Genomic DNA, 19,286 nt, shown 5'->3' with positions numbered 1-19,286 from the left:
TCTTCGGTCACGCCCGTCCGCGATCTTCTATGATCGGCCTGACAAAGGTGAGAATTCCTCAACTATTGGGAGAAATCGTGGACAGCGCCCCCGATGGCGTGGACCCGAGCGTGCCCAACATCGCCCGGATGTACGACTACTTCCTGGACGGCAAGGACAACTTCGCCTCCGACCGGGAAGCGGCCGAGCAGATCTTGAAGCTGTTCCCCGGCACGCGGGACTCCGCGAGGGCCAACCGCGACTTCCTCCGCCGGGCCGTACGCCACCTGGTCGACTCCGGCGTCGACCAGATCGTGGACCTCGGCGCCGGACTGCCCACTCAGGGCAACACGCACGAGATCGCGCCCGAGGCGCGCGTCGTCTACGTCGACTACGACCCCGTGGTGTGCGCGCACGGGCGGGCCCTGCTGTCCAGGGGCGCGAACGTGGAGTTCGTAGAGGCCGACATCAGGGACATCGACCAGTTGCTGGAGACCCTGGCCGAGACGATCGACTTCGGCCGCCCGGTGGCGTTCCTGATGCTGGCCGTGCTGCACTTCCTGCCCGACGAGGCCGCGTACGGCATCGTCGGCAGGCTGCGCGACGCGGGTCCCGCGGGCAGCCGGCTGGTCATCAGCCACGCCGTGGACGCCGCGCCCGACTCCACTCCGCAGGCGCTGGAGATCTACAAGCAGGCGACGGCCGCGCTCAACCTCCGGACGGCCGAGGAGATCGCCGCCTTCTTCGAGGGGTACGAGCTGGCCGAGCCCGGCCTGGTCTACCCACAGGACTGGCGCCCCGACCCCGGCGAACCCCTGCTGGGCACGAAGGCCGTCACCGACGTCGGCTACGCGGGAGTCGGCCGCAAACCGTAGATCGTTGGCGGCCCCGTAGAACGAGAAAAGCCCCGCTGGTACGGCGGGGCTTCGTGGTGCGACGGTCAGTTCTGCTCGGCGTTCTTCATCTCCTCGTTGAGCTCGGTCCTGATCGCGTCCATGTCGAGCGCGCGCACCTGGCTGATCAGGTCTTCGAGCGCGGGCGCCGGGATCGCGCCGGGCTGCGCGTAGACCACGATCCCATCGCGGATCGCCATGAGCGTCGGGATCGAGCTGATGTCGAAGCCCTGAGCGAGGGCCTGCTCCGCATCGGTGTCGATCTTGCCGAAGGTGATGTCCTCATGCTTGTCGGACGCCTTCTCGAAGATCGGCCCGAACATCTTGCACGGGCCACACCACTCGGCCCAGAAGTCGAGCAGGACGATCCCCTTGTCGGCGATGTCGTTGAAGTTCGTCTCGGTTACCTCGATAGTCGCCACAAGTGGCTCCTCGTATCGTCGCGTGAAGTCTGTATGTCATCCCAGGGTGCAAAGCTGTCAACCACGTACCCGCCACCAGCATTCCATGCCCACGCCGTCGGGCCTCACATAACGGGCGCGGGGATTTCCTGGACAGCGACCTGCCCGGACCACGCACTAGCGGACTGAACACGGCGAATGCCTCGATCGGCCATGAAGGCGACCTCGCGCTGCAGCGCGGATGACGACTGTTGACGTCCCGGACACGAAGATCGCTAGATGCTGCTAATCTCACGCATTCGATCAGCTCAGCCCGGTCGCAGACGTCGACATTCATCCGAGGACAAGGACACCTATGCCGCTGTTGGCTCGCATGCTCTCCGCGCCCCTGTTCGTCGACGTCCGGGCCGGTGCGGTCGCCAGCCTCGGCACGCTGCTGACCGACCTGCAGATCGCCCGGCAGGGCAGGGTGGCCGTCGCCGTCGGTCCCAGTCAGGGTGACGGCATCTGCGAGGAATTGCGGATCGATGGGGCCGAGGTGCTCCGTATTCCCAACGGAACCCTTGCCGCCGCTGTTGAGCTCGGACAGCAACTGCGGGCCGGCCAGTTCGAGGCGATCGCGGGCATCGGCGGCGGCAAGACCATCGACGTGGCCAAGTTCGCCGCGCACATGGCGGGCATCCCGATGGTGGCGGTGACCACGAGCCTGGGCCACGACGGCATCGCCTCGCCGGTCAGCACGCTGCGACACGAGTCGGGCACGGGCTCCTACGGCGTCGTGATGCCGGCGGCCGTCCTGGTGGATCTCGACCGCGTCCGGTCGGCCCCGGCTGCACTCTCCACGGCCGGGATCGGCGATGCGATCAGCGACCTGTCCGCGGTGGCTGACTGGGAACTGGCCGCTGCCGAGGCCGGCGAGCACATCGACGGGCTGGCGGTGGCGATGGCCAGATCAGCGGCGCTGGTGGTCCTGCACCAGCCAGGTCTGGCTCGAGACGACGAGTTCCTCACCGTACTGGCCGAGTCGCTGATCCTGTCCGGGATGGCGATGGCGGTCGCCGGATCGAGCCGACCGGCCAGCGGCGGGGACCACGAGATCATGCATGCCATCAATCAGCTCTACCCCGGCACGGCCAGCCACGGAGAACTCGCCGGAGTCGGTGCGCTGTTCTGCAGCTACCTGCGTCAGGACGAAGCCAAGGTCGAGCTGATCTCCGCATGCCTGGGACGGCACGGCCTCCCGCGCACCCCCGGCGATCTCGGCTTGTCAGACGCCGACTTCGCCAAGGCCGTGGCGTACGCGCCGCGAACCCGTCCGGGCCGGTACACCATCCTCGAGCATCTCGACCTATCCGAGGCTCAGCTCGCCGACCACGTGGGGGCCTACGTCAAGACAGTCGCGGACTGATCCACGTACGTCGGGGCTAACCCGCGCACGTCGCGGACTAACCCGCGCACGTCGCGGACTAGCCCACGTACAAGGGGGAGGGGCGTGATGGCGTCTGAGTCGGCGTGCGCGTGATGGCGTCAGAGGAGGCCCGCACCGTCCAGTTGGGTGTGGAAAGCCTTCTTGCCTGGGTGGGCGGCGCGGAGGCGGGCGACGTAGGAGGCGAACTCGGTCTGATCTCCGGTGCGCTCGAACAGGGTCCGTAGCGTGAAGAGATACTGGATCGCCTCCTGGTAACCGGGTCTGCTCGCCCGGCTGACGCAGGATTCGGCCAGTTCCCGGTAGACCGGGATGGCGTCCTGCGGATGGGTCTGGGCGCGGGCGTTGACCACGCGCATGCGCAGGTCAGAGTCCAGTCCGTACGTCTGGAGGACCTCCCAGGCGCCCGCCACGTCCCCGTTGATCAGCAGCACCTCGGCCAGCGTGGGGGCCATGGCGGGCGATGAGCGGAGGTGTGTGATGGCCTTGGCCTGCCACGGGGCCGTGTCCGGGGCGGCCTGGCGGATCAGGCTCTGATAGGTGTGCGTGGACGGTGAGAGGGTGAAGAGCTGCCAGCGGGTCTCGAGCGCCTGCTCGGTCCGTCCGGCGCGCTGATGGCAGTCAAGGGCGAGGGTGAGGAGGTGCTGATCGCGGCCGTAGCGGCCGATCCCCTGATCGATCCAGGCCAGGGCTTCGTCGTGGCGCTCCTCGCCGATCAGGAGACGGGCGATCTTCTCGATGTCACCGCTGCCGGCGGCCCGCTGGGCGAGCAGGGCGATCACGGCGTCGGTGCCGCCCTCGGCGCGGGCGAGCGACTCGCGCAACGTGCTCAGCTTGTAGTCGCGGATCCCGCGTGCGAGGGTCCCGTCCAGCAGCTCGTGACAGTGGCGCAGGCCCTGGTCGCCCAGCACGGGAGCATAGCCGGGCAGCGAGCTCTCGAAGGTGCACCAGTTGCTGGTCCGCACCTTGCCCATCAGCCACTCCGCCAGCCGCACCGGGTCGGGCGAGCCGGCCAGGCAAGCGTCCCGATGCATGCCCTGGACGCGTTCGAGATCGTCGACGAGCTGGCCGCCATAGACCTCCCCGGTGTCCAGCACCTCCTCGATGAGGTCGATCGCGCGGACGGTCAGCTCGCGAGCGGTGTCGGGTGACGGCTCGATCAGGTCGTCGATCTCGTCGAGGATCTCCTCCAGGTCCTCGAGATCGGGATACCACTCACCCTCGTACCAGGAGTCGCACACATCCGCGGCCTCGGCCAGCAGGTCCGCCATGACCGATTCCAGGTCGGCGAGGAGGTCGGTCGACTCCTCGCCGATGATGGTCTCCGCGAGCTCGGTCCGCAGCCGGTCGGCGAGCGCGGGGTCCGTCGCGGCCAGAGTGGCGAGGCGGCGGGCCAGCCAGTCGGAGTCCTGGGTACGCAGCAGCGCGTACAGGTCGGGCGCGGGCCGCACATCGCCCATCCGGACCCAGGTCACCGCCGCGGCGGCCGCATGGGCGCACAACTCGGGATCCAGACACTCGCAGACCGCGCGCATCCCGCGCGCGGTGAAGGTGACCGTCACCGAACGCCCGCTCACCAGCGCGGCGACCGACGGACCCTTCTCGGTCAACCCCGCGACCATGCCGCCGGCGACCAGCGCCAGAGCCTCGGCGAACACCGGCTCGCTGACCTGGCTCCGTACGGCTTCCTCGTCAACCTGGATGAGCGCCATGATTTCGATTATCCCGCAATGATCAACTGTGGTCGCCCCGGGTAGGTGAGCACTCGATGTCCACGCCACAGCCGGCCCGGAAGGGACACAGGCCCCTATACAGAACAGGGGTCCCCTACGCAACATGGGCGACCGCACGCAACACGCGCCGCCCATACACAACATAGGCGGGCGTCCGTAGGGAACCCCCAGGCCGCCGTACGCAACACAGGCGGGCGTCCCGTACGCAACACCGGCCGCCCATACGCAACGCAAGCGGGCGGCCCGTACGGAATACAGGCCGCCCGTGACGAAAGGATCAGTGGCCCGGCAGGGTGAGGCCGATGACGAGCGGGTCGTGGTCGGTGGACCGGAAGGCGTCCGGCTTGTACAGGGACGCCGGGTTGTACTCGGTGTTGTAGTCGAGAATGCGCGGTTCGTCCGAGTTGATGTGCCAGATCGTCGCGCTGGTGACCCGCTTGAGCAGCTGCCGGCCGACCAGCGCGTGGTCGAGCTCCCCGGCCAGGCCGTCGAACAGGTAGCTGTAGCGCTGCCGCGCCGGCACGAACCTCTTAGTCAGGCTGGTCAGCCCGCCCGCCTCCAGCGTGTGGATCGGGTCCTCCTCGCCGTAGGCGTTGAGGTCGCCGAGCACCACCGGGTTCGGCAGGTCCTTCACCAGGCCGAGCAGCGCCTGCGCCTGCTTGACGCGGGTGGCGTTCCAGCAGCTCTGCCCGTCGCCCTGGTCGGCGTCGGGGCCGTCGGCCGGGCAACTGCCCTTGGACTTGAGGTGGTTGACGACCATCGTGAACGGCTGGCCGCCCGCCGTCCTGCGGAACGTCTGGATCAGCGGCGGCCGGCTGAACACCGCGTCCTGCGACGCCTGGGGAGCGCCGACGGGCGTGAGCTTGGCCGGCTTGTAGATCACCGCGACCTGGATGGCGTCCGTGCCGGGGTACGGGTGCTGGAGCGCCGCGTACGTACCCGCGCCGACCTCGGCGTTGACGGCGTCCACGAGGGCCTGGAGCGCCGTCTGACCGTTGTTCTCGACCTCCATGAGGCCCACGGCGTCGGCGTTGAGCCCCTTCAGCGCCGCCACCAGCTTGGCGAGCTGCCGCTGCTGCTCCACGGCGTTGGAGGCGCCGCGCGAGCCGAGGGTGGTGAACCAGTTCAGCGTGTTGAACGAGGCCACCTTGACGTTGCCGATGACCGGGAAGGGCCGCGGCGTCCGGGGGTTGGTGTTGTGGTAGTTGATCGGCTTGGTGGGTTGCAGGCGGTAGGTGCCGAAGCCGTAGCCGAGTACGCCGGTGATGCCCGCGGCCAGGTCGCCGGTACGCACGATGGGCGGCAGGGTGGCCGGGTTCTCCCTGCTGGAGCCGTCGTCGATGAGCAGCGAGCGCCGCTTGTTCAGCGCCGCGTCCACGCCGGGCCGGTCCGTCGGCTGGAACAGCCGGCCGCCGGAGGAAACGGTGACCTCGCCGTAACGGCCCAGGTTGTAGTGCTCGCTGACGGTCAGCGGCTGCGGGAAGGTGAGCAGCATGTTCTCGACGGACTCCCGCCCGTCGTCCGGCAGCTTGTACGGCTGAGCCGCCACCGAGCCGGTGCCGCAGACGTCCACCGTGGTGACCGGTGACAGCTCCGTCCAGCCGTTGTACTCCGTCACCTTGCCCGTCACGAGCACCCGGTCGCCCGCCGCGACGTCCTTGAAGGTGTCGCGGGCGTAGGCGAACAGCCCTTCGGAGGTCTTCGGGTCGGCGTCCGGCTTCGGGTCCTGCAGGAAGAAACCGCTCAGCTGGTCGCCGCGCTGGAAGTCGCCGGTGACGATGCCTTCGACGGTGACGGTCTGCCCGGCCAGGGGGCTGGCGTCACCGCTCCCCTGCACCTCCGAGATGCGCCGGCTCGGCGGCGTGTCGCACGCGGTGGCCGGTGCGGCGAGCGCCGGGGTGCCGGGGAGGGCGGCCGCTACGACGAACGCGACGAGAAAAGTTCTGGATAAAACACGCATGACCAGCACTTTAGAGGGAATTGCGGTCACAGATTTCCACCAAAAAGTGGCTAGAACATTAAATCATCGAACCTTGACACTGCTCCCTTGCGGGTATGAGCACTGCATGGACTGGGTCACCTGCGCCTATTCGGCAGCCTGCTCGGGAATCGCCCACCAGCCGTACGACCGTTGCCTGGCACATCTGCAACCGGACGAAGTAGCCGAGATCCTCGACGAGATGGCCCCCGGCCGCCTGCTCGACCTGCGCGGCACGCCGATCAACGGCGCGCTGCTCAGCAGGATCATCGAGGTGACGGGCGGCCGACCAGGGCGGGCCCGGCTGGACCGGGTCACGTTCACCGGCGACGTACGGCTGTCCGGCGTGACCTTCGCCGGCGACGTGTCGCTCGACGGCGCCAGGTTCGAGCGGCTGGCCTCCTTCTTCGGCGCCCGGTTCGAGGGCAACGTCTCGCTGGCCGGGGCCGGGTTCGCCCGCGAGTTGTCCTTCCACGGCGTCCGAGTGCGCGGCCACGTGTCGCTGGACCGGGCGGTGATGTCGCGTGACGCGCTGTTCAGCCAGGCCGTGTTCGGCCACGGGCTGTCGTGCGAGCGGGCCAGGTTCGACGGCTACGCCACCTTCGACGGAGCCGCGCTGGGCGACGGCGCGAGCTTCCGCGGCGCCAGGTTCGGCCGTACGCTGTCCTTCCGCAAGGTCAGCGGCCCCGCCTGGTTCGACACCGCGCACTTCGCGGCCGACGCCTACCTGTCGGTCACCGGGCGGCTGTCCGCCTCGCGGGCCCGGGCCGACGGCACGCTCGACGTGGCCGTCGCCGCCGGCCGCGCGAACCTGCGGCGGATGGAGGTCACCGGCGCGACGACGATCCGGCTCGCCGACTCCGATGCCGACCTGGAGGGGTCGGTGCTGCGCGGGCCCGCGATGGTGACCGGGCGCGGCGGGTCCGCGCTGACCTCGCTGCGGCACGTCGACGCGGCCGACCTGGCGCTGTTCGGCCTCGACCTGTCGGGCTGCCGGTTCGCCGGGCTGGCCCGCCCGGCCGCGGTCCGGGTCAAGAACTGCACCTTCGCGCTGACCCCGCGGGGGGTGCGGGTGAGCCTGCACTGGCCGATGCTGCGCTGGTTCTCCCGGCGCAGCGCGCTGGCCGACGAGCACACGATGCGCGGCTGGGCTCCCCCCGCCCCCGCTCCGGACAAGAGCCCGGTCCGCCCGCCGGCCGCGTACGGCGCTCCGGCGGCGCAGGACCCGCCGGCCGGACCCGACCGGCTGGCCGCCCTCTACTCCGGGTTGCGCGCCCAGGTCGACGACGTGGGCACCTCGGCCGACTTCGCGTTCGCGGCGATGGAGATGCGCCGCCAGGCGGGCCGCCGGTGGTGGCTGTCCCTTTCGTGGCTTCTATGGGGGTACGGCATGCGGATGGGCCGGGCCGCGGGCTGGCTCGCCCTGCTGATGGCGATCACCGTGGCCGCCTTGTTCTGGACCTCGACCTCACACGCCGCACGCGGCGCCGAACAACCACCCGCACCCGCCGTCCACCCATAGCCGTTCAGCCTCAGACGCCGCCCGCCCATAGACGCCGTCCGTCACAAGCCGTCCGTCACAGCTCGTCGAGGACCTTGCCGATGGCGGTGAAGTGCATGGAGCGCCAGCCGCCGCCCATGATCTTGCGGGCCATCTGCTGCATGGCGTCGTCGGGGTCGAAGCCCTCGTGGTCGAGGAAGAGCCTGGTGCCCGTGCCCTCGGGCTCCAGCCGCCAGGTGACGGTCCAGTCGGCGAGCCTGCCATCGCTCCAGCTGATCTTCAGCAGCTTCTCCGGCTCCAGCTCCAGCACCTCGCAGTAGACGATGCCCTCGAAGCCGGTCTGCTTCACCGGCGTGGTGGTGAAGGTGAACCGGTGCCCCACCTCCGGGCTGAAGTCGTTGGGCATCAGCCAGCGGGCCACCAGTTCGGGCTCGGTCAGCGCCCGCCACACCTTCGCGGGCGGGTGCCCGAGGAACTGGTCCAGCCGGATCGAGCGCAGGTCGTCAGACATCCCCGTCTTCCCTTTCATGGTCTTCCATCTCGTCGAGCAGGTCGCTCAGGCCGGAGAGCTTCTCTCTCCAGAAGCGTTCGTACGGCGTGAGCCACTCACGGATCTCCATGAGCGGCGCCGCCTCCAGCCGGTAGAGCCGTTCTCTCCCCCGGCGCGTCTCGGCCACCAGCCCGGCGTCCCGGAGCACCTTGAGATGCTCCGAGACGCTGGGACGGCTCATGTCGAAGCGCTCGGCCAGCCGCCCGGCCGGTTGGCTGCCCTCATCGAGCAGCAGCCGCAGCAACTCCCGCCGAGCCGGGCTGGCCAGCGCGGTGAACACGTGGTCGGCGGTCATGCCTGACTGACCACGAACCCGTTGCCGTCGGGATCCTGGAACAGCAACTGCCTGCCCCACGGTTCGTCCGTCGGGCCTTCGCAGGCCGTACCGTGCTCGCGCAGGCGCCCGGCCAGCGCGTCGAGGTCGTCGGCGGCGACCACCAGGCCGCCGATGGGGGCCATGTCCGGGAACCAGGAGGCGAGCAGCAGCGTGGTCTCGGCCCCCTTCGGGGCGACCGTGAGCCAGCGGCCCATCGGGAACGGGTTGTCGGTGCGGGTCTCGAAGCCCAGGACGCCACCGTAGAAGGCGAGCGCCCGCTCCTGGTCCGTTACCGGCACGGTCACAGTTGTGATGCTGGAGATTGGCATGTGGGCCACTATATGTAGGAATTTCCCTACGAATCAAGGTATCGGGGAGATCCCTGATTACGTACCGGGTTCCGCCTTCGTAGGATGGGGGGCATGCGGATCGACGACTACGTGGCCGAGCTGGGCAGGTCTCTGGCCGGGCCGCCGGGGCCCAAGCGTGACCTGGTCGTCGAGGCGCGTGACAGCCTGGCCGACACCGCCGACGCGCTGGAGGCCGAGGGCCTGACCCGAGCCGAGGCCGAGCGGCTGGCGGTGCGGCAGTTCGGCGCGATCCCCGAGATCGTCTCCGGTTACCAAAGAGAGCTGACCGTCGCGGCCGGCCGGATGCTGGGCACGTTGCTGCTCATCAGCGTGCCGATGACCGCGCTGATGTGGTCGGTGCTCTGGCGCTTCTACCCCATGGACCCCAGCGCCTGGACCAACAGGCCCGCCTGGTTCTCGCCCGTCTCGCGGGCGCTCGACATCCTGCAGTTGGGCACGGGCGTGTTCGGCGGGCTATCGCTGTTCGCGCTGAGCCGGGGCGGCCGGTGGCGCCTCAGGCCGCATCTGGTGACCAAAGGGCTGGGGATCGTCGTCTGGGCGATGCTGCCGGTGGTCGGCGGGCTGAGCCTGCTGCTCAACTATGGAGCCGATCTGCCGCAGGGCGTCGACTTCTTCCTGCCCACCGTGCTCGCCAACCTCGTGACGTCGGCCTGCTGGGGCCTGCAGCTCTACGGCGCGACGCGCTGCCTGCGCCTCACCCGGGCCGTCTGCGCCTCACCCGGACTGCCTGATCCCCGGCCGTAGCACTCCGCCGATCACACTGGCGAACTCCGCCCAGGCCGACCGCTCCCCTTCCAGCTGCTTCCTGCCGGAATCGGTCAGGCGGTAGGTGCGCCGCTTGCGCCCGCCGACCGTGGCCCACTCGCTGGCCAGGTAGCCGATCCGCTCCAGCCTGCGCAGCGCCGGGTAGACGGTCCCGGTCGGCACGTTGAGCGCGCCCCCGCTGCGCGCCTGCAGGGCCTCGATGATGGCGTAGCCGTGCAGCGGCTCACCCTCCAGCACGGAGAGCAGCAGGGCGTCCATGTGGCCGCGCAGCGCGTCGGGGTTCATGACTCCGATCCTAGATAACCCTTCGTTGAGTAGCCAGTCTACATGTAGGCCGTCTATATGTAGACTGCCTATAGGTAGGCAGGCACAACGAAAGGGGGCCGGCGCATGGAAGCGCTGGAACTGGCCCGGTTGCAGTTCGCGATGACAGGGAACCTGCACTTCCTGTTCGTCGTGCTCACGCTGGGGCTCGCGCCGCTGGTGGCGATCATGCACACGCGCTGGGCACTGGCCGGTAAGCCGCTGCACGAGCGGCTGACCAGGTTCTGGGGCCAGATCTATGTCATCAACTACGCCTTGGGCATCGTCACCGGGCTCGTGATGGAGTTCCAGTTCGGGCTCTCGTGGAGCGGGCTGACGCACTACGCGGGCGACGTCTTCGGCGCTCCGCTGGCCATGGAGACACTGGTCGCGTTCTTCCTGGAGTCGACATTCCTCGGCCTGTGGATCTTCGGCTGGGGACGGCTGCCGAAATGGGCGCATCTGGCCTGCATCTGGCTCGTGACGCTCACGGCGTACGGCAGCGCCTTCTTCATCATGGCGGCCAACTCCTTCCTGCAGAACCCCGCCGGAGCCGTCGTCAGGGGCGATCGGATGGAGCTGGTCGACATCGGCGCGATGTTCACCAACAAGGCGCTGATCTTCTCCTTCCCGCACGTGATCGGGGCCGGGCTGTTCACCGGGGCGATGGTGCTGGTCGGGGCGAGCGCCTACCAGCTGCGCCGCCGTACGTCCGAGGTGGAGTTCTTCACCAAGTCGCTGCGCACGGGCGTGACCACGGCCGCGATCGGCATCTTCCTGACCGTCGGCTTCGGTTACGCCCAGTTCGCCGGCATCCAGGAGGGCAAGTTCGCGGGCGACACGGGGGCGGTGCCGCTCGGGATCATGATCGAGCTCGGGCAGTTGCTCGCGCTCGTCGTGCTGTTCCTGATGCTGCCGCTGATCCGCGTCCTGCCGCGCTGGCGGTGGACGTATCCGCTGCTCATGCTGATGACGCCGCTGCCGTTCGTCCTGGCCATCATGGGCTGGCTGGCCAGGGAGGTCGGGCGGCAGCCGTGGATGATCTGGCAGAAGCTCACCGTCGCCGACGCCATGACGCCCGGCCTCACCCCGCCGATGATCACCGGCTCGCTGATCGCCTTCGTGGGCGTGCTGGTGCTGCTGGCGATCGTCGACTACGTCCTCATCGCCAGGGTGGTCAGGCGCGGGCCGCGCGAGCTCGACCTCGGCGCCGTCCGCGAGCCCGCCCTGACCTACTAGGAGTCGTGACATGGAACTGATCTGGTTCGCCTGCTTCACGCTGCTGCTGGCCGGATACTTCGCGCTGGAGGGCTTCGACCTGGGGGTCGGGCTCCTGCTGCCGATCCTCGGCACGTCGGCTGACAGCAAGGATCGCATGGTGGCGGCCATGGCCCCGTTCGTGCTGGCGAACGAGGTGTGGCTGGTGGCGGTCGCCGGGACACTGTTCGGCGTCTATCCGGCGCTCGAGGGCGAGGTGCTGTTCGGGCTGTATCCGCTGGTGGTGGCCATGCTGCTGTCCTGGATCCTGCGGGACGCCGGGCTGTGGTTCCGTCGCCGGATCGGGGGCGCGGCCTGGCGGGGCTTCTGGGACCTGATGATCGCGCTCGGCTCGCTGGGGCTCACGTTCGGCTGGGGAGTGGCTCTGTACGCGGCCGCCACCGGGTTCGGCTCGTCCCTGCTGAACCCGCTGGGGTTGATGCTGGGCGTGGTGATGACGCTGCTGCTGGCCTTCCACGGCTGGACGTTCCTGGCCTGGCGCTCCCCAGGCCTGGCCGGTGTCAACCGCTCGGGGCGCGCGCTGGCCGTGTCCGGGGCGGTGGCCGCGATCCCCGCCCTCGGGGTGCTCCTGGGCAGCATGCCGTACCTGCTGGACCACACCGCGCCGGCCGAGACGCTGAATGTGCTGAGTGTCATGGCGCTGCCGTTCGCGCCGATCGTCCTCATCGCGCAAGGATGGGTGTGGCGCACTTTCCGTCCCGGCAAGGACGCCGTCCGGATCCCGTCGTTCTTTTGAGGGCTCGTGCACAAAGATCTCCTGCGGCTCATGCGGGCCGAGCAGTCGGTGCGGCGCCACCTGGCCGTCACCTTCGCGGCGGCGATGGCGGCCGGGCTGCTCGTGCTCGTACAGGCGGAGCTGCTGGCAGGGGTCCTGTCCGGCCGGTTCACGACCGTGGCGCTGGCGGGCCTGGCCGCCGTGGTGGGCCTCCGCGCGCTGCTGGGGTGGACGCAGGGCATCTTCGCCGGCCGTACGGCGACGGGCGTCAAGTCCGCGCTCCGGCACCGGCTGCTGGCCAGGCTGCAGGAGCTGGGTCCGGCCAGGCTCGCCGGTCACCGCTCGGGTGAGCTGGTCACGCTCACGGGACGCGGCCTCGACCGGCTCGACGCCTACCTGACCGGCTATCTGCCCTCGATCGCCGTCGCGGCGGTGGTGCCGCTGGCGGTGCTCGTCCGGCTGTTCGCCGCCGACCTGGCGAGCGCGGTGATCGTCCTGGTCACGCTGCCGCTGATCCCGCTCTTCGGGGCGCTCGTGGGGATGACGACCAAGGCCGTCACGGAGCAGCAGTTCCGCGCGCTGTCGCGGCTCGGCGGGCACTTCCTCGACGTCGTACGCGGCCTGCCCACGCTGCGCGCCTTCGGCCGGGCCCGCTACCAGGCGACGGTCATCCAGCAGGTGGCCGAGGCGCATCGGGCCACCACCATGCGTACGTTGCGGGTGGCGTTCCTGTCGTCGCTGGTGCTGGAGCTGTGCGCGTCGCTGTCGCTGGCCCTGGTGGCGGTGCCGATCGGGCTGCGACTGCTGGGCGGGTCGCTGGACCTGACGACGGCGCTGCTGGTGCTGCTGCTGGCACCGGAGGCGTACCTGCCGCTGCGGGCCATGGGCACCCGCTTCCACGCCTCCATGGAAGGGGTGGCGGCGGCGGACGCGGCCTTCGCCGTACTGGACGCCGAGCCCGCGGCCGGGCACGATGGCAAGCCCGCGGCCGGCCCGGACGCCGAACCCGCGGCCGCGTCTCGGAAGCGACTGCCGCAGGGTGCCGTGCCCCCGTCGATCCGGCTGGAGGACGTCACCGTCCGCTACCCCGGCCGCGACGACCCGGCGCTCGAGCACGTCTCGCTCACCATCGAGCCCGGCGAACGCGTGGCCCTGGTCGGCGCGAGCGGCGGCGGCAAGAGCACCCTTCTGCACCTCATCCTGGGCTTCGTCCAGCCGTCAGAAGGCAGGGTCCTCGTCGACGGCACCGACCTGCGCGAGCTCGACCTGGACGCCTGGCGCGACAGGCTGGCCTTCGTCCCGCAGCGCCCGCACCTGTTCGCCACCTCGGTCGCCGGGAACATCCGTCTCGGCGCCCCGTCCGCCTCCCTGGAGCAGGTACGGCAGGCCGCCGCGGCCGCCTACGCCGACGACTTCATCCAGGCGCTCCCCGACGGCTACGACACGGCAGTGGGCGAACGGGGCGCGAACCTGTCCGCCGGCCAGCGGCAGCGCGTGGCCCTGGCGCGCGCCTTCTGCCGCCCGGACACCTCGGTCCTGCTGCTGGACGAGCCCACGGCCCGGCTCGACGGCCGCAGCGAGGCGGCCGTCGTGACAGCCACCGGCGACCTGGCCCGGGACCGCACGGCGATCATCGTGGCGCACCGGCCGGCCATGATCGACCTCGCCGACCGGGTCGTCCGCATCCACGAGGGCCGGGTGATCGCCGACCGCGCCGGCCTCGGTACGGGCGGCGCTCGCTCGGACCTCGGTACGGGCGCGGCCCACTCCGGACCCGGTACGGGCACGACCCGCTCCGGACCCGGTACGAGCGCGACCCGCTCCGACCTCGATACGAGCACGGCCATGAGGGGTGACCGATGAACCGGCGCATGGGCCTGCGGCTCACCTGGGCGGTGCTGGCCGGAGTGGCGGCCGAGCTGGCCGGGCTGGGCCTGATCGCGGCGGCGGCGTGGCTGATCACGCGGGCCGCCGAGCAGCCGGAGCTGGCCGCGTTGAGCATCGCCATCGTGGCCACCAGGGCGTTCGCCACCAGCAAGGGCGTCTTCCGCTACGCCGAGCGGCTCACCGGCCACGACGTCGCCCTGCGCGCCCAGGCCGGCACCCGCGAACGCCTCTACCAGGCCCTCATCCCCCCGCAGCGGCCCCGGCACGGCGGCGCCGACCTGCTCAGCCGGATGGTGGACGACACGGAGGCCGTCCAGGACCTCCTGGTGCGCTGCCTGCTCCCCGCCACGGCCGCCGCGCTCGCGGGCCTGGCCGCCGTGGCCATCGGCCTCACCCTGCTCCCCGTCGCGGCCCTGGTCCTGCTGGCTGGGCTGGTCGTGGCGGGCGTCCTGCTGCCCGCCGCCACGGCCGCCGCCGCGCGCCGCTGGTCGGCCAGGATCGCCCCCGCCAGAGCCGCCCTCGCCGAACGAGTGGCCGACCTGGTCCACGGCTCCGCCGACCTGGCCGCGTACGGCGCCGGCGACCGCGCCCTCGCCCAGGCCCGCGCCGCCGACGAGGCCCTGGCCGGGCTGGAGCGCCGCCAAGCCCGCGTCCACGCCACCGCCCTGGGGGCCGGCACGCTGGTGCAGGGCCTGACGGTGGCGGCAATCGTCCTGCTCGCCCAGGCCGCGGGGACCGACCGGGTGGCCATGGCGGTGCTCGCCCTGACCGCGCTGGTCTCCTTCGAGCCGGTGCTCCCACTGGCGGCGGCGGGCGAACGCCTGGCGGGCATCCTGGCCGCGCTCAGACGCCTGCGCGAGGTGAGCGCCACCCCGCCCGCCGTCACAGAGCCGGACACCGCGGCCACTCCCCCGCCGTCCACTCCCCCGCCGTCGACTGCGGCACCATCCGCTCAACCGCCGTCGGCTCCCACACTGTCCGCTCAACCGCCATCCCCGCTCCCGCGGTCGCCGCTGACGGTCGAGATCGACGACCTGGTCGTACGGCACGCGCCGGAGCAGCGGGCGGCCGTCGACGGGGTGTCGCTGAGCCTGACCCCCGGCAAGCGGGTGGCCCTGGTGGGGCCGAGCGGGGCCGGGAAGAGCACCCTGCTCGCCGCGCTGATGCGCCTGGTCGAGCCCGAGTCCGGCGCCATCCGGGTCAACGACGTGGACATCCGGGGGCTGGCCTCGGACGACGTACGGGCCATGATGACGGGGCTCACCCAGGACCCCTACATCTTCCAGACCACCCTGCGCGCCAACCTGCGGCTCGCCGGTCCCGAGGCCGGTGACGAGGAGCTGCGGCAGGCCGTACGAGACGCTCGTCTGGAGGAGTGGGTCGAGCGGGCCGGGTGGGAGGCCGAGCTGGGAGAGGACGGCCGGACCGTGTCCGGCGGGCAGTTGCAGCGGCTGGCCCTGGCCAGGGCGCTGCTGTACGACCCGCCGGTGCTGCTGCTCGACGAGCCGGCCGAGGCGCTCGACGAGGGGACCGCCGACGCGCTCATGGCCGACCTGCTCGACGTGACGCACGACCGCACCACCTTGCTGGTCACCCACCGGCTCCGGGGCCTGGAGCAGGTGGACGAGATCGTCGTGCTGGAGGACGGGCGCGTGGTTCAGCGCGGTCACCACGACGATCTCGTCACCAAGCCGGGCTACTACCGCGACCTTTGGGAGTCGGAAGTCCTGACCAGACGATGATCGCCGGGCGTCAGCGCACTTCGACCTCGACGATGCGGGTGTAGTCGTTGGCGCCGTTCGAGGCGAGCGCGACGATGCGGACGGCGTCCGCCGTGACCGGCGCGAAGTCCGAGCGGGCGTTGCCGGCGGTGTTGCCGCGTACCTGGGCGACCGTCTGCCACTGGCCCCCCACCTGGACCTGGACGTCCCAGTCGCGCAACCCGAAGGTCGAGGCCGGGTAGCGTTCGGTGCTCAACGTGTACAGGTCCACGCGGGAGACCTGCTTGGCGCTGCCCAGCGCGATGGCCACGGTGTCCGGCCAGGCTCTGGCGGTGGCGTCGTTCCAGCCGTTGCCTCCGGCCCAGCCGTTGGAGCCGTTGTCGCCGTCGGCGATGCTGCAGGGCGGGTAGTTGGCGTTGACGTGCTGGGAGGAGGCGGTGACCTGCCGCCTCAGCGCGAGGTTGCCGCCGTTGTCGAGTTTGTCCGGGGTCACCACCTCGACGGGTACGGCCAGTGTGCGGTCCCCGGTGCGCAGGCGCAGGCCGTACTGGCCTTCTGGGGTGGTCGGCGGGACTGCGACCAGCAGTTTCGCGCCGAGTTCGTAGCCGGGCGGCAGGTAGCTGGACAGGATCGAGCGGGAGGCGCTGAGCGGCTGGTCGATCTCCACTTGCATGTCGGAGTATGCGGCCTTTTTGGCGTCGCTGCGCATCCCGATCTCGATCTTTGCCGGGCAGGCGGGGTCCACGCCGAGTGGCGCGATGAGCTTGTCGGCGCCCGCGAGGGGGGTCAGTTTGCCGGTGCCCTTGGACTTGCCCGGTCTGACGTTGATCGAGGTGACGGAGGCGGGCTGCTGTTCGGGCGGCTGGGCGGCGGGTGAGGGGTCCTGCTGCGGAGCGGCTGCGTTCGCGCCCGGCCCGGTCAGGACCGTGACGGCGGCGACGGCCAGCGCGGCGGTGAGGTGTCGCATGATCATTCCTTTCCGGGGTCAGAGGGCTTGGAGGCCGGGGGTGCCGTCGAGGGTCACGAGGCTGGCCCTGGTGGAGACGGGCGCGCCTGGCTTGTCGACGTACGGGACGACCTTGAAGTCGGCCCGCCACTGGCTCCGGGTGACCTCGCAGGAGACGTAACCGCGCTGGTAGCTGGAGAACCTGAGGTGCGGGTTGGTCGGGTCGCTGCCCCCGGCCGGCAGTCCGGTGGTGGCGTTGCCGTTGCCGCCGCTGGTGACCGAGGTGCCGACGAACTCCACGCCGACCGTGCGCGAGGCGGGGTCGTCGAAGTTCGCCTTGAGCTCGCCGGCCAGGTTGTAGTGGATGTCGCCGGTCAGTACCACGGGGTTGCTGACCTCACGGTCGATCATGCCGTTGATGACGCGGTCCTTGGCGGCCTTGTAGCCGTCCCAGAGGTCCATGCTGAGCTTCTGGGCGGGGCCGGGGTCGTAGTCGAGCTGGATCATGGCGATCTGCTGGGCCAGTACGTTCCACTTGGCGCGGGACCTGTCCAGTCCGTCGAGCAGCCACTTCTCCTGCTCGGCGCCGAGCATCTGCCGGGCCGGGTCGAGCCGGTCGGCGCAGTCGATCTGCTGGCCGTCGCCGCAAGCCTGGTCGTCGCGGTACTGCCGGGTGTCCAGCACGTTGAACTCGGCGAGGTCGCCGAAGGTGAACCGGCGGTAGATCCGGGCGTCGGGGCCCTGCACGGCGGGCACCCTGATGGGCATGTTCTCCCAGTAGGCCCGGAAGGCGTTGGCGCGGATCACCAGGTAGTCCTGCTCGGTCACCTCGCCGCCGGGACCGTACTTGCCCGCCCAGTTGTCCAGCACCTCGTGGTCGTCCCAGGTGACGATCCACGGCGCGCGGTGGTGCGCGGCCTGCAGGTCGGGGTCGCTCTTGTAGAGGCCGTACTGGATGCGGAAGCGGTCGAGGGTGTCGCACTGCACCCGGTACTGCTCGGGCACCGGGGTGTTGCGCAGGCCGCCGGTGGGCACGATGCCGTACTCGTAGATGTAGTCGCCGAGGTGGAAGACCACATCGGGCTCCTCCTCCGCGAGGTGGCGGTAGGCGCTGTAGTAGCCGTCCTGCCACGAGGCGCACGAGGCGAAGGCCAGCTTCAGGGCGTCGGGCCTGCTCCTGGCCGCCGGGGCGGTCTTGGTCCGGCCGACCGGGCTGATCTGGCCGCCGGTGCGGAAGCGGTAGAAGTACTCGCGGCCGGGCCGCAGCCCGGTGGCGTCCACGTGGACCGAGTGACCGTACTCGGGCGTGGCCCACGCCGAGCCGCGCCCGGCGCGGCGGGTGAACGCCTCGTCCTCCGCGATCTCCCAGTCGACCTGGATCCTGCCGTACGGCATGCCGCCGAGCGGCTCCAACGGACTGACGGCCAGGCGCGTCCAGAGGATCACCCGATCGGGCAGCGGATCCCCGGAGGCGACACCTAACTGGAAGGGGTAGTCGGCCCTGGCGGTGGCCTGGGCCGTCCAGGGATCGGCGAGGTTGGTGGTGAAGGCCAGGGCAAGGGCGGAGCCGCCGATCCCGAGGAAGGATCGGCGTGAGGGACGATGCATGGGCTTCCTAAGAGCTGGGGGGTCGAAAGCCCTCACTTTTTAGCAAGCAGCCAAGCTCTTAACAAGACTTAGGTTAAAACTCACAGGCGATTGCGTTAAATCTCTCGCGAAGTACAAACGCGAGCACGACCGGCGCCTGCCCGGCGCCAAACCGCTCGCCTACGGCCAGGTGTACGCGACGCTGCAGCGCCTGCAGCGCGACGGGTTCGCCGAGGTCACGGAGACGGTGCAGGACGGCGGCCCGGAACGCACGGTGTACGCCATCACCGGCGAAGGGCTCGCCGAGCTCACCCGGTGGCTGGACGGGGTGGAGGCGCCCGCGCCGCACCTGTCCAGCGCGCTGCTGTCGCGCGTGGTGGTGGCATCCGTGGCCGGTGGCGCCGCCGACGGCTACCTGTCCCGGCAGCGGGCCGCGCACCTGGCGCGGATGCGCGAGCTCACCGCGGAGCGCTCGGCGGGCTCCCCCGCCCAGGCGCTGGCCGCCGACTACGCGCTCCAGCACCTCGACGCCGACCTGCGCTGGATCGAGACGGCCATGCTACGGCTGGCCGATCTGAAGGAGGACTCCCATGCTTGAAGCGCGCGCGCTGCGCAAAACGTTAGCCTCAACCGTCGCCTTGGACGGGGTCTCCCTGGAGATCGGCGCGGGCGAGATCGTGGCGATCACCGGGCCGAGCGGCTCGGGCAAGTCCACGCTGCTGCACTGCCTGGCCGGGATCATCCGCCCGGAGTCGGGCGAGGTCCTGTTCGACGGCAAGCGGATCGACACGCTCGGGGAGAGCGAACGTAGGAACCTGCGCAGGCGGAGCTTCGGCGTCGCCTTCCAGTTCGGCCAGTTGGTGCCCGAGCTGACCGCGACGGAGAACGTGGCGCTGCCGCTGCTGTTCGACCGGCACGGCCGCCAGGAGTCGCTGA

The 19,286-nt window shown here is 70.4% G+C and carries 19 protein-coding genes; 10 read left to right on the top strand and 9 right to left on the bottom strand.

Features of this window, described 5'->3' with window-relative positions:
- Positions 1–77: 77 nt before the first annotated feature.
- Positions 78–854 (top strand): SAM-dependent methyltransferase, encoded by a 777-nt coding sequence (locus AB0C30_RS35635; protein WP_357952552.1) that lies wholly within the window; start codon positions 78–80, stop codon positions 852–854.
- Positions 855–919: 65 nt separating this feature from the next.
- On the opposite strand, the gene trxA is transcribed toward AB0C30_RS35635, so the two are convergent.
- Entirely contained in the window at positions 920–1,294 is a 375-nt protein-coding gene (gene trxA, locus AB0C30_RS35630) for a thioredoxin (RefSeq protein WP_357952551.1), read from the bottom strand.
- A 352-nt stretch (positions 1,295–1,646) separates the two neighbouring features.
- On the opposite strand from trxA, the gene AB0C30_RS35625 reads away from it, so the two are divergent.
- Positions 1,647–2,681 carry an iron-containing alcohol dehydrogenase family protein gene (locus AB0C30_RS35625; RefSeq protein ID WP_357952863.1) on the top strand — a complete coding sequence of 345 codons (1,035 nt, stop codon included), beginning with the start codon at positions 1,647–1,649 and terminating at the stop codon, positions 2,679–2,681.
- A 119-nt stretch (positions 2,682–2,800) separates the two neighbouring features.
- Here the strand turns inward: AB0C30_RS35625 and AB0C30_RS35620 are convergent, their stop codons facing one another.
- Together AB0C30_RS35620 and AB0C30_RS35615 are read right to left on the bottom strand one after the other, a co-directional pair.
- Positions 2,801–4,411 carry a DUF6880 family protein gene (locus AB0C30_RS35620; protein WP_357952550.1) on the bottom strand — a complete coding sequence of 537 codons (1,611 nt, stop codon included), beginning with the start codon at positions 4,409–4,411 and terminating at the stop codon, positions 2,801–2,803.
- 298 nt (positions 4,412–4,709) lie between these two features.
- Positions 4,710–6,392: an ExeM/NucH family extracellular endonuclease gene (locus tag AB0C30_RS35615; protein WP_357952549.1), complete on the bottom strand. Its 1,683-nt coding sequence runs from the start codon at positions 6,390–6,392 to the stop codon at positions 4,710–4,712.
- A gap of 106 nt (positions 6,393–6,498) precedes the next feature.
- On the opposite strand from AB0C30_RS35615, the gene AB0C30_RS35610 reads away from it, so the two are divergent.
- The gene (locus tag AB0C30_RS35610) at positions 6,499–7,932 is read left to right on the top strand and encodes a pentapeptide repeat-containing protein (protein ID WP_357952548.1); all 1,434 of its coding nucleotides are present in this window, start codon (positions 6,499–6,501) and stop codon (positions 7,930–7,932) included.
- A 55-nt stretch (positions 7,933–7,987) separates the two neighbouring features.
- On the opposite strand, the gene AB0C30_RS35605 is transcribed toward AB0C30_RS35610, so the two are convergent.
- The 3 genes from AB0C30_RS35605 to AB0C30_RS35595 are packed head-to-tail and all read right to left on the bottom strand — an operon-like array spanning position 7,988 to position 9,106.
- Positions 7,988–8,422 (bottom strand): SRPBCC domain-containing protein, encoded by a 435-nt coding sequence (locus AB0C30_RS35605; protein ID WP_357952547.1) that lies wholly within the window; start codon positions 8,420–8,422, stop codon positions 7,988–7,990.
- Positions 8,415–8,756 carry a metalloregulator ArsR/SmtB family transcription factor gene (locus AB0C30_RS35600; RefSeq protein WP_357952546.1) on the bottom strand — a complete coding sequence of 114 codons (342 nt, stop codon included), beginning with the start codon at positions 8,754–8,756 and terminating at the stop codon, positions 8,415–8,417. Before AB0C30_RS35600 ends, AB0C30_RS35605 begins: the two co-directional genes overlap by 8 nt.
- Positions 8,753–9,106 carry a VOC family protein gene (locus AB0C30_RS35595; RefSeq protein ID WP_357952545.1) on the bottom strand — a complete coding sequence of 118 codons (354 nt, stop codon included), beginning with the start codon at positions 9,104–9,106 and terminating at the stop codon, positions 8,753–8,755. The genes AB0C30_RS35600 and AB0C30_RS35595 overlap by 4 nt, the downstream gene beginning before the upstream one ends.
- A gap of 93 nt (positions 9,107–9,199) precedes the next feature.
- Between AB0C30_RS35595 and AB0C30_RS35590 the strand changes: the two genes are divergently transcribed.
- On the top strand, positions 9,200–9,892 hold the full coding sequence (locus AB0C30_RS35590) for a permease prefix domain 1-containing protein (protein WP_357952544.1): 693 nt from the start codon (positions 9,200–9,202) through the stop codon (positions 9,890–9,892).
- Here the strand turns inward: AB0C30_RS35590 and AB0C30_RS35585 are convergent.
- Positions 9,863–10,198 carry a helix-turn-helix transcriptional regulator gene (locus tag AB0C30_RS35585; RefSeq protein ID WP_357646300.1) on the bottom strand — a complete coding sequence of 112 codons (336 nt, stop codon included), beginning with the start codon at positions 10,196–10,198 and terminating at the stop codon, positions 9,863–9,865. The two genes, AB0C30_RS35590 and AB0C30_RS35585, sit on opposite strands and share 30 nt — an antisense overlap.
- A 105-nt stretch (positions 10,199–10,303) precedes the next feature.
- Here AB0C30_RS35585 and AB0C30_RS35580 point away from each other — a divergent pair, with 105 nt between their 5' ends.
- The 4 genes from AB0C30_RS35580 to cydC are packed head-to-tail and all read left to right on the top strand — an operon-like array spanning position 10,304 to position 15,838.
- On the top strand, positions 10,304–11,455 hold the full coding sequence (locus tag AB0C30_RS35580) for a cytochrome ubiquinol oxidase subunit I (RefSeq protein ID WP_357952543.1): 1,152 nt from the start codon (positions 10,304–10,306) through the stop codon (positions 11,453–11,455).
- Between the two features lie 10 nt (positions 11,456–11,465).
- Complete coding sequence (locus tag AB0C30_RS35575) at positions 11,466–12,230, top strand: cytochrome d ubiquinol oxidase subunit II (RefSeq protein WP_357952542.1); 765 nt, start codon at positions 11,466–11,468, stop codon at positions 12,228–12,230.
- Positions 12,231–12,236: 6 nt separating this feature from the next.
- Entirely contained in the window at positions 12,237–14,072 is a 1,836-nt protein-coding gene (gene cydD / locus AB0C30_RS35570) for a thiol reductant ABC exporter subunit CydD (RefSeq protein WP_357952541.1), read from the top strand.
- Entirely contained in the window at positions 14,069–15,838 is a 1,770-nt protein-coding gene (gene cydC, locus AB0C30_RS35565; protein ID WP_357952540.1) for a thiol reductant ABC exporter subunit CydC, read from the top strand. The genes cydD and cydC overlap by 4 nt, the downstream gene beginning before the upstream one ends.
- Positions 15,839–15,848: 10 nt before the next feature.
- On the opposite strand, the gene AB0C30_RS35560 is transcribed toward cydC, so the two are convergent.
- Both AB0C30_RS35560 and AB0C30_RS35555 read right to left on the bottom strand, forming a co-directional pair.
- Positions 15,849–16,784 carry a discoidin domain-containing protein gene (locus AB0C30_RS35560; RefSeq protein ID WP_357952539.1) on the bottom strand — a complete coding sequence of 312 codons (936 nt, stop codon included), beginning with the start codon at positions 16,782–16,784 and terminating at the stop codon, positions 15,849–15,851.
- A gap of 18 nt (positions 16,785–16,802) precedes the next feature.
- Positions 16,803–18,371, bottom strand: coding sequence for an alkaline phosphatase D family protein (locus AB0C30_RS35555; RefSeq protein WP_357952538.1), 1,569 nt, complete (start codon positions 18,369–18,371; stop codon positions 16,803–16,805).
- Positions 18,372–18,507: 136 nt separating this feature from the next.
- Between AB0C30_RS35555 and AB0C30_RS35550 the strand changes: the two genes are divergently transcribed.
- The gene (locus AB0C30_RS35550; RefSeq protein WP_357952862.1) at positions 18,508–18,948 is read left to right on the top strand and encodes a PadR family transcriptional regulator; all 441 of its coding nucleotides are present in this window, start codon (positions 18,508–18,510) and stop codon (positions 18,946–18,948) included.
- Positions 18,941–19,286 (top strand): ATP-binding cassette domain-containing protein (locus AB0C30_RS35545; protein ID WP_357952537.1); only part of this gene is annotated, 346 nt, incomplete at its 3' end. The genes AB0C30_RS35550 and AB0C30_RS35545, both read left to right, overlap by 8 nt.

Origin of the sequence: Nonomuraea sp. NPDC048901 (assembly GCF_040649695.1) — a bacterium.
GTDB lineage: Bacteria > Actinomycetota > Actinomycetes > Streptosporangiales > Streptosporangiaceae > Nonomuraea.
Note: the sequence above shows the minus strand (reverse complement) of the source record. Positions and strands in the feature narration are given on the sequence as shown.